2 protein-coding genes and 1 pseudogene are annotated in these 1710 nt (G+C 71.0%); 1 reads left to right on the top strand and 2 read right to left on the bottom strand.

Translation table 11 applies throughout. The features are described 5' to 3' along the window. Positions 1 to 1049 (top strand): HNH endonuclease signature motif containing protein (locus G6026_RS03130; RefSeq protein WP_182612234.1); only part of this gene is annotated, 1049 nt, incomplete at its 5' end. 5 nt (positions 1050 to 1054) lie between these two features. Here G6026_RS03130 and G6026_RS03135 read toward each other — a convergent pair. Then, positions 1055 to 1528 (bottom strand): molybdenum cofactor biosynthesis protein MoaE, encoded by a 474-nt coding sequence (locus G6026_RS03135; RefSeq protein ID WP_182612235.1) that lies wholly within the window; start codon positions 1526 to 1528, stop codon positions 1055 to 1057. Positions 1529 to 1581: 53 nt separating this feature from the next. After that, positions 1582 to 1710, bottom strand: a pseudogene (locus G6026_RS17085) (bifunctional molybdenum cofactor biosynthesis protein MoaC/MoaB); the annotation flags it as partial.

Below are 1710 nucleotides of genomic sequence, written 5' to 3' on the forward strand. Positions count from 1 at the left end.
TGGACTCGGCGATCGATGATGCCGTGGAGCGACACGACCCGGCTGCCGCGGAGGATGCCGCCGACGCTGCGGCCGCGACCCGCTCCGTCCGCTTCCGCGGCGCGCGTAACGGCATGGCCACGATGTGGGCCAGGCTCACCGCCGCCGATGCCGAGCTTCTTCGGCGGCGTATCGAGACCGATGCCTCGGTCGCCTCCGCGGACGGGCTGGATCGTCCCATGGACCAGCTCCGCGCCGACGCGCTCGCCGTCTACGAGGCTGAGGCCGGCCCGTCCGCGACCGACCCCGACGCCGCCGCTGCCCCCACTGCCACCGCGTCCGAGCATGAGGGCAGAGACCTCGGTGACATAGATCTCGACGACTTCGAACTCGGCGACGTCAGGGTGGGGACGGACCTGCCCCGGCCCACACTGGGCAACGCCGCGCGGGCGGGTCAGCCGATCCGCATCAGCGTGATCGCCTCCGCGGTCCGGGGCCTGCCCAACCGCGTCGAGTTCGTTCACGGCGCCTACAGCAGTTTCGAGTGGCTCTGCACGGAGTTGCTTGAGGGTGACGATGCGAGCGTGCGGTTCGAGCTCATCGACCCCGCCCCGGGCGCGCTCGACTCCCCCGATCACGCCCTGCGCTACGTGATCACCCCGGCGATGGCCGAGCGGATCCGTCTGCGCGACGGGACGTGCCGACACCCAGGGTGCTCGGTCTCTGCCAGGCATTGCGATGTGGACCACGTCATCGCGTTCAACACCAAGGACCCTGAACTCGGCGGGCCGACCGCCGAGTGGAACCTCGTCTGCCTGTGCCGGAAACACCACCGGGAGAAGACGTTCGGGACCAACGCCTACCGGACCGGGCCATTGGGTGAACTCGTCATCCTCACCGACACCGGTCACGAACACCGCACCAGACCCAAGGGCCCCCTGGCCCGTGCCCGTGACGCCATCCGGGAACGAGAGTGGAGCGCCTTTGTGGATCGGACCATCGCCGACGACGGCACGCTCGTCAACCCGCCAGGCCGTCCCGGGAACGGCTCCCGCAGACGACCGGCCTGACCGCCTCAGCAGTCGCCGACGCCCACCCACTCGGAGACGCCGTCGGTGAAGCGCTGCCGCTTCCAGATGGGCACACCCCGCTTGAGCCGTTCGATGAGCTCCGAGCACGCGGCAAAGGCCTCGCCCCGGTGCGGCGCCACCGCAACCACCACCACCGCGACCTCGCCGACAGCCAACACGCCGACCCGGTGCACCGCGCCGATGCGGACGCTGCGGCGTGGGTCGAGCGGCCCGCCCTTCTCCAGCTCGGGCGAGGTGTGTTCGGTGGCGACCTCGTCGCAGAGCCGTGTCAGGACATCCTGCGCCGTCGGGTGGGCCGAGTACTCGATGTCGAGCACGTCGCGTCCGTGATCGTGGTCGCGCACCACGCCGGAGAACGTCACCACGGCCCCGTCGGCGGTGCTCCAGACCGCCCTCTCGACCTCCCTGGGGTCGATCGCGTCCTCGGTGATCTGCACGAGTGGACTGTGAACGGTCATGGTCGGTGCCTCCTCGCGGTGCGGTGCGGTGCGGTCCCGGGCCGGCGCGGCGGTCAGTGTCCGCCGCCGTCGGCGTGCACGGCGAGCAGGTGGTCGAGCAGTTCGTCGAGGACCGCCAGCCCGTCACGCACCCCGCCCGGCGAACCCGGGAGGTTCACCACCAGGGTACGTCCGGCGAAGCC

The sequence above is a fragment of the Dietzia sp. DQ11-38-2 genome, assembly GCF_014145055.1.
Classification (GTDB): Bacteria; Actinomycetota; Actinomycetes; order Mycobacteriales; family Mycobacteriaceae; genus Dietzia.